The sequence below is a fragment of the Halomicrobium mukohataei DSM 12286 genome, from assembly GCF_000023965.1.
GTDB classification, from domain to species: domain Archaea; phylum Halobacteriota; class Halobacteria; order Halobacteriales; family Haloarculaceae; genus Halomicrobium; species Halomicrobium mukohataei.
On sequence record NC_013201.1, the window covers coordinates 214,680 to 221,862 of the forward strand.

6 protein-coding genes are annotated in these 7,183 nt (G+C 69.0%); 3 read left to right on the top strand and 3 right to left on the bottom strand.

All coding sequences use genetic code 11. The features are described 5' to 3' along the window. Nucleotides 1-6 precede the first annotated feature (6 nt). Complete coding sequence (locus HMUK_RS16440) at nt 7-1,344, bottom strand: nickel pincer cofactor-dependent isomerase, group 22 (RefSeq protein WP_126967182.1); 1,338 nt, start codon at nt 1,342-1,344, stop codon at nt 7-9. A gap of 105 nt (nt 1,345-1,449) precedes the next feature. Here HMUK_RS16440 and HMUK_RS16445 point away from each other — a divergent pair, with 105 nt between their 5' ends. After that, nucleotides 1,450-2,301, top strand: a complete 852-nt coding sequence (locus HMUK_RS16445) for a fumarylacetoacetate hydrolase family protein (protein ID WP_015764195.1) — start codon at nt 1,450-1,452, stop codon at nt 2,299-2,301. Nucleotides 2,302-2,408: 107 nt separating this feature from the next. Here the strand turns inward: HMUK_RS16445 and HMUK_RS16450 are convergent, their stop codons facing one another. Then, a complete protein-coding gene (locus HMUK_RS16450; RefSeq protein ID WP_015764196.1) occupies nt 2,409-3,740 on the bottom strand; it encodes a glycerate kinase type-2 family protein in 1,332 nt (443 codons plus the stop codon). Between the two features lie 95 nt (nt 3,741-3,835). Here HMUK_RS16450 and HMUK_RS16455 point away from each other — a divergent pair, with 95 nt between their 5' ends. Both HMUK_RS16455 and HMUK_RS16460 read left to right on the top strand, forming a co-directional pair. Further along, entirely contained in the window at nt 3,836-4,711 is an 876-nt protein-coding gene (locus HMUK_RS16455; protein ID WP_015764197.1) for a CehA/McbA family metallohydrolase, read from the top strand. Then, entirely contained in the window at nt 4,712-5,884 is a 1,173-nt protein-coding gene (locus HMUK_RS16460; protein ID WP_015764198.1) for an MFS transporter, read from the top strand. It abuts the gene before it with no gap. Nucleotides 5,885-5,930: 46 nt separating this feature from the next. Here HMUK_RS16460 and HMUK_RS16465 read toward each other — a convergent pair whose 3' ends face one another. Continuing rightward, nucleotides 5,931-7,133 (bottom strand): glycoside hydrolase family 88 protein, encoded by a 1,203-nt coding sequence (locus HMUK_RS16465; RefSeq protein ID WP_015764199.1) that lies wholly within the window; start codon nt 7,131-7,133, stop codon nt 5,931-5,933. Between the last annotated feature and the right edge of the window lie 50 nt (nt 7,134-7,183).

Sequence of the window (7,183 nt, forward strand, 5' to 3'; positions counted from 1 at the left end):
CGACCGTCAGTCCGCCAGCGAGGCGCTGAACGCGCCGTCGTCGAACTCGATCGGCGTCGCTTCCTCGACGACCCGGAGGTCCTCGCGCTGGCGTGCGTCCTCGATCAGGGCCTCGGAGGCGAAGAAGCGAGCGAGGTGCATGGTGTCACGCGCCCGGACCACGCGAACGGTCTCGGGATCGACGACGCCGATGGTCGAGAGCGCCGCGACGAGACCGGCCCTGTCGCTCTCGACGACCGGCGGCAGACGGACGCCGCGGACGGTGCTGGCGGTGAGCGCGTTGATCAGGGTCGTCTCGGCGTCCAGCTCGGCGACCACGTCCTCGTGGATCAGGTCCGCCGAGCCGACGCCCATCGCGTTGCCGTGGGTCGCCGCCGTCAGCCCGCGGGTGTAGATGCGCTTGATCGTCGGCTCGTCGGGTGCCGGCTCGTTGATCGCGAAGGCCCGACGGCCGATGACGTTCGTGTCGAGCCCCTGGCCGCTGATGTCCTTGCCCTGTCTGTCGAACACGACCACGTCGAGCTCCGAGAAGGGCAGCGTCGGCATGACATCGTAGGCCCGTTCGAGCAGTTCCCGCTCGCGGTCGAGGAAGCCACCCGGTGGGACGCCCTCGATCAGCGTCGTCTCGTCGTGCTGATCTTCCAGCAGGGCGATCCCGCCCACGACCGGCAACGCGTCGAGCAGCTGCCCGGCGATCTCCGGGATCATGTTCCGGAACGACCAGTCGACGGCCCACTCGTGGGCGATCTTCGCGCCCCGTTGCTTGCCCATCCCGATGACGAGCATCTTCGAGAGCCCGCTCTCGACGGCCCCGTCGAAGTCGGTGTGGGGCTTGACGCGGTTGATCGGGACGATGGCGTCGGCCCCGGCGGCGTGGGCGTCGGCGACGACCGGCACGTCCCGCTCGGGCGTTCGGCCCACCTCGACCACGTCCATGCTGGACCGGATCTCACAGCCGATCGACGACTCCGTGACGCCCAGTTCCGCGAGCATCTCGGCCTGTCCCTCGCCGGTCGCGCCGCCGTGGCTCCCCATCGCCGGGAAGACGAACGGATCGTACCCCCTGTCTTCGAGCGTCGAGACGGCCGCTGCGACGATCTCGGAGACGTTGTCGATTCCCCGGCTGCCGACGCCCAGCGCGATCTCGCCGCCCGCGGGCACGTCGTCGAGTTCGAGAGCATCGACGGCGCTCTCGACGTGGGCGTCGATGGCCGCGGCCGGGATCGGATCGGTCTCCCAGACCTGTTCGACGACACCGAGTTTCGGGAGGTCGAGATCGCCACACGCGTCGACGATCGTCGCCTCCGGAACCGAGAGTTCGCTGGCGCTTTGGTTTCGCTCCATGCGCCCACTGTGTGGCGAGAGCGTCATAAACGTGGCTGATACCGCCGGTCGGCGGGTGTCGACGGATCTCAAGATTTAAGGGTCGAACTGCCGCCTATCGAACTGATGCGCTTCGTTCGATACACCGACGGAACGACCCCAGCGTGGGGTCTGGAACGCGAACAGACGATTCACGCACTGTCCGATCTCCCGTGGGGAGAGCCGTCACTGAACGACCTCGCGAACCCCAGCTACCGATCACACGTCGCAGCCCGCATCGAGAACGGGGCGTCGACGCAGATCGATCCCACCGCTGTGTCGCTGCTCGCACCGGTGCCACAGCCGGGCAAGATCGTCTGCTGTGGCCTCAACTACCACGATCACGCCCAGGAGCAAGACGAGACGGTGCCGGACAGCCCGATGCTGTTCGGGAAGGCCCCGACCGCCGTCACCAACCCGGCAGATCCGATCGTCCACCCCGATCCCGAGGGGCCGCCCCAGGTCGACTACGAGGTCGAACTGGCCGTCGTCGTCGGCGACACGATCTCCTCGGTCGACGAGGCCGACGCCTACGACCACATCGCCGGCTACACCGTGCTCAACGACGTGAGCGAGCGAACGGCCCAGAACGAAGACGGGCAGTTCTTCCGGGGCAAGAGCTACGACACGTTCGCCCCGATGGGGCCGCGACTGGTCACCGGCGACGACATCGATCCGAACGCCCTCGACGTGGAGTTGCGCGTCGACGGCGAGACGAAGCAGTCCTCGAACACCGAGCAGTTCATCTTCGACGTGGGCGAGCTCGTCGCCTACATCAGCGATGCCATGACGCTGCGGCCCGGCGACGTGATCTCGACGGGGACGCCCGGCGGCGTCGGCATCTTCCGCGATCCGGTCGAGGTGCTGGAACCGGGCCAGACGGTCGAGGCAGAGATCGAAGGTATCGGAACGCTTCGGAATCCGGTCGTCGGCCGATAGGGGCGACGAGCGCGGCCGGCGGAGTCGGTCGTACTGTCGGCCGTCCATCTGTCCGCGATTTCGATATCCCGACAGCGAATCCCGTTACGAAGTGACAGCCGACGGTATCAGGCGCGATCGGGAACCACGAGGACCACGATGTCGTTGACGTTCGTTCCCGTGGGGCCGGTCCGAATCGTCGCGTCCGTCTCGCTCAGGAACCGGCCCGCGTCGTTGGCGGCGAGCGCCTCTCGGGCGGCCGCCCGATCCGTGACCGTCTCGCCGTCGACGAGCGCGCCAGCGACCGCCGAACTCCCGTCCTCGCCGTCGCTGTCGACGGCGGCGACGATCGTCTCGCCGGTCAGTTCGATCCCGGCCGACAGCGCGAGTTCCTGGTTGGGACCGCCGGTCCCGCCCTCGCCGGTGATCGAGACGGTACACTCCCCGCCGGCCAGCACGACTGCCGGCGGTTCGATCGGGTCGCCGGTGGCGGCGATCTCCTCGGCGACGGCCAGCAAGGTCGTGCCGGCCTCGCGGGCCTCGCCACGCAGGCGCGAAGTCACCACGAGCGGCGTGTACCCCGCCTCGCGTGCGACATCGCGGGCCGCGTCGAGCGCCAGCGCGTTGTCCCCGACCAGGTGCGTCCGGACGCGCTCGGCCGACAGCGCAGCGGTGGTCGGCGTTTCCGACCGCCGACCCGCGTCCCCGGCCGCGAGGTGCGAGGCGACGGCGTCCGGCGGCGTAACGTCGTACCATTCGAGCACGGCCAGGGCGTCGCCGTAGGTCGTCTCGTCCGGGACCGTCGGCCCACTGCCGATGGCCGACAGGTCGTTGCCGACGACATCCGAGAGAACGAGCGTTGCGACCGTGGCCGGCGCGGCCGCCCGTGCGAGGCGGCCCCCCTTGACCTCCGAGAGGTGTTTGCGGACCGCGTTGATTTCGTGGATGGGCGCGCCGCTGTCGAGCAGCAGCGCCGTCGTCTCGCGGAGTTCCGTCAGCGAGAGGTCGCCGGCCGGAGCCGTCAGGAGTGCGCTCGTCCCGCCGGTGACGACCGGGAGCACGAGCGTCTCGGCGTCGGCGGCCGCCACCAGTTCCAGCAGGTCGGTCGTGGCCCGGACGTTGCGCTCGGACGGAAGCGGATGGTCGCCGGTGACACACCGGACGCGGTCGCCGTCGGTCGGGTGTTTGGTCACGACCAGTCCGTCGGTAACGTGGTCGCCGAGGATCGATTCCAGCGCGGCGACGACGCCGCTGGCGGCTTTCCCGCCGCCGACGACGAACACGTCGCGGTACGCGGTGAGGTCGTACTCGGTGTCGGCGATCGACAGCGTTTCATCCGTGACAGAGACGGCCGACCGGATCGCCGCTTCGGGTGCCGCGGCGGCGATCGCGCGTTCGAGACAGTCGAGTGCGAGAGCGTGGTCCGGACTGCGCTCCAGTGTCGCTCGGTTCTCGATCATGGCTCACCGTGCGTGCTCCGACCCAAAAGAGTGTGTGTTCGAGAGCGGGCAAAGTGGCAGTGGATTTAATACCATCCGATTAATTCGCCAACAGTATGCAGATCGAACACCCCTACACCGGCGACGGGCGTTGGCTGCGAGGGAACCTCCACACGCACACGACGGAGACCGACGGCGCGGACACCGTCGAGGAAGTACTCGACGCCTACGAGTCGATCGGACACGACTTCCTCGCAATCTCTGACCACGACCTGCTTGTCGATCCCGACCGGTATCGGGCGGACACGTCGCTGACGCTGTTGCCGGCCGTCGAAGTGACGGCGAACGGCACCCACGTGGTACACGTCGGGGCGACGGCGGTCGTCGAGCCGCGGGCGGACCGCCAGGCCGTCGTCGACGACATCCGAGAACAGGGGGCGATGGCGATCCCCGCACACCCAAACTGGGAGGCCGACTTCGACCACTGGCCACAGCGCCGGCTATCGGAGCTGACCGGCTATCACGGCATCGAGATCTACAACGGCAACATCGAGCGGTGCCCGGGCACGCCGCTGGCGACCGATCGGTGGGACCAGCTCCTGTCGGCCGGGCGGCGCGTCTGGGGCTTCGGAACGGACGACACCCACGACGCGGTCGATATCGGGAACGCCTGGACGGTCGTACAGGTGGCCGAGCGAACGCCCGCGGCGGTGCTCGAAGCCCTGACTGCCGGACAGACGTACGTCTCGACCGGCGTCGATATCGAGCGAATCGCGGTCGAGGACGGGAGCATCGAACTCGACGCGAGCGAGCGCGTGACGGCCCGTCTGGTGAGCGACTGGGGGCGGGTCCAGCGAACGAGAGCGGGCGAGACGGTCCGATTCCACCTGCCGGACGATCTGGTCTACGGACGGGAGCACAGCTACGTTCGAGTGGAATGTCGTGGCCGGGGCGACGACGCGGCCTGGACCCAGCCGTTCTACCTGGCATAGATGGAGCGGGGCTATCGACACGTCGTCCTCGCGAGTTGCGTGCTCGCCTTCTTCGGGAGCCGCGTCGGCCAACTCGTCATCAGTCCGCTCGTCCCAGAGATCACCGGGGCGTTCGAGGTGTCGAAGGGGTCGATCGGTGCGGCGCTGACGGGCATGTGGGCCGCGTACGCGCTCGTGCAGTACCCCGCCGGTGTCTTCGGTGACCGGTTCGGCGAGCGCCCGGTCGTGCTGGTCTCGCTCGCGACGGCGGCCGTCGGAAGCGTCCTGCTCGCCGTCGTGGCGACCTTCCCGCTGTTCGTCCTCGTCGTCGTCGCCCTGGGCGCGGGCGTCGGACTGTACTACAACGCCGGGACGACGCTCCTCGCTCGGGAGTTCGACGGCGTCGGTCGAGCGATCGGCGTCCATCGGATCGGCGGACAGGCGGCGGGCCTGCTGGCCCCGATTTCGGTCGCGGCCGTGAGCGTCCGGTTCGGCTGGCGGGCCGGGTTACTGGTCGGGGTCGTCGCCGCGCCGATACTGCTCCTGTTCTGGGCGGCCGTCCGGCCCACGCCGCCGCGTCGGCCGGACGTGAGCGTCCGTCGACAGTTCGACGCGGGCTTGCTCCGGGACATCCTCTCTCGGCCGGTGCTGGCCTACGGGACGGCGGTGGCCGTGCTCGCGGAGTTCGTCGGGATGGCGGCCACGTCGTTTCTCCCGACCTTTCTGGTGGCGGCACAGGGGTTGTCCCTCCAGCGAGCGAGCCTGCTGTTCTCGCTTTACTTCGTCGTCCTGGCGGTCGCCCAGCCGGCGACCGGCTGGCTGTCGGACGCCGTCGGTCGCGCCCGAGCGACGATGCTTGCCCTGGCGAGTGGCGTCGCCGGGTACGCCCTGCTGGTCGGTGCCACGGGCCTGGTGCCGGTCGTCGCCGGGGTCACGCTGGCCGGGTACGCGATGAGCTGGAGCACGCCGATCCAGGCGCTCTTTCTCGATCAGCTCGGCCGAGCGGAGCGGGGCACCGGCTTCGGACTCGTGCGGACCGTGTACGTCTTGCTCGGGTCGCTCGGGAGCGTCGTCACGGGCGGCGTCGCGGATCGGCTGGGCTGGACGGTCGCGTTCGGCATGCTGGGTCTCGTGCTCCTGTCGGCGGCGGGGCTCGTCGGCGCGGCACAGCTCGCGAACGTCGAAGCGTCGTGATGGTGGCCGCTCGCCGCGGCCACCGCACCGAGAGGTCGGTCGGCGGTTACCAGAACCGGTCGTAGTGTCGGGTCGCCCGGACGAGCGCCTCGACGTAGAAGTAGTCGCCCCAGATGCAACACTCGCCGTAGTCGCCGTCCGACGGGTGGTACGCACCGTCGGTCAGGAGTCCGTTCGAGTCCGCGCCCGCGGTGTAGTGCTCGGTGAGACTGGCCAGCGTCGCCAGCGAGGCGTTGCGGTAGGCCGGGACGCGCTCGTCGCCGCTTGGCAGCTGTCGGGAGAGTTCGTCCAGCCCGCAGGCGGCGACGGCGGCGGCCGAGCTGTCTCGGATCGCCGGGTCAGTCGGGGCGTCGAAGTCCCACAGCGGGACGTGGTCGTCCTCGACGTGCGAGAGGTAGTAGTTCGCGACCTTGGCCGAGAGCCCCGCGTAGGCAGCGGTGTCGAGGTAGTCGGCGGCGACCGCGTAGCCGTAGATCGCCCACGTCTGCCCGCGCGACCAGCAGGAGTCGTCGTCGTACCCCTGGGCCGTCTCACCACCCAGTGGCGTCCCGTCATCGACGGTACACCGGAACGTGTGAAACGTCGAGGCGTCCGGGCGGACGATGTGGGCGGCGTTCGTGCGGGCGTGGGAGGCCGCGATAGCTCGGTACCGCGGCTCTTCCGTGACCTCGCTGGCCCACAACAGCAGCGGGAGGTTCATCATCGTGTCGACGATCATCCGCCCGCGGTTCTCGTCGTCTTCGTCGTCCATGCTCCCCCAGGCCTGGAGGAGCCCGGGAGCCTGCCAGTAGCGGTCGGTGAGCAGATCGGCCCCGCGGAGCGCGATCGATCGATACCGCTCCTCGTCGGTGAGCCGGTAGCCGGCGACCGCCGACAGCGTGTACAGAAAGCCCAGATCGTGCGTCTCGACGAGGCCGTCGTCGAGGCGGTGCGCGAACGTCTCCAGTTGTGCCTCGGCGGCGTCTCTGAACCGCCGCTGGCCGGTCACGTCGTAGGCGAGCCAGCACAGTCCGGTCCAGAAGGCGGTCGTCCACCCGTCGGTGTTGTCGGTCGACCCGTAGACGAGGTCGTCGCTCGAAGCCGTCGGGAACCGGTCGTAGTACCGGTCGAGGTTCTCGCCGATCCGCTCGATCGCGTCCGTCAACGCCCGTTCTAACTGTTCCTGGCTTCGCTCGGGCCGCTCGAAGTATCGGTCGGGAAGCGCCGGTTCGGTCACTGCGGCCGCGAGCGCCTGAGGACTTCGGCTCATTCGCTTCGAACTCACTCCAGACGGACAATAAACCTATTGTCGGAAACTGT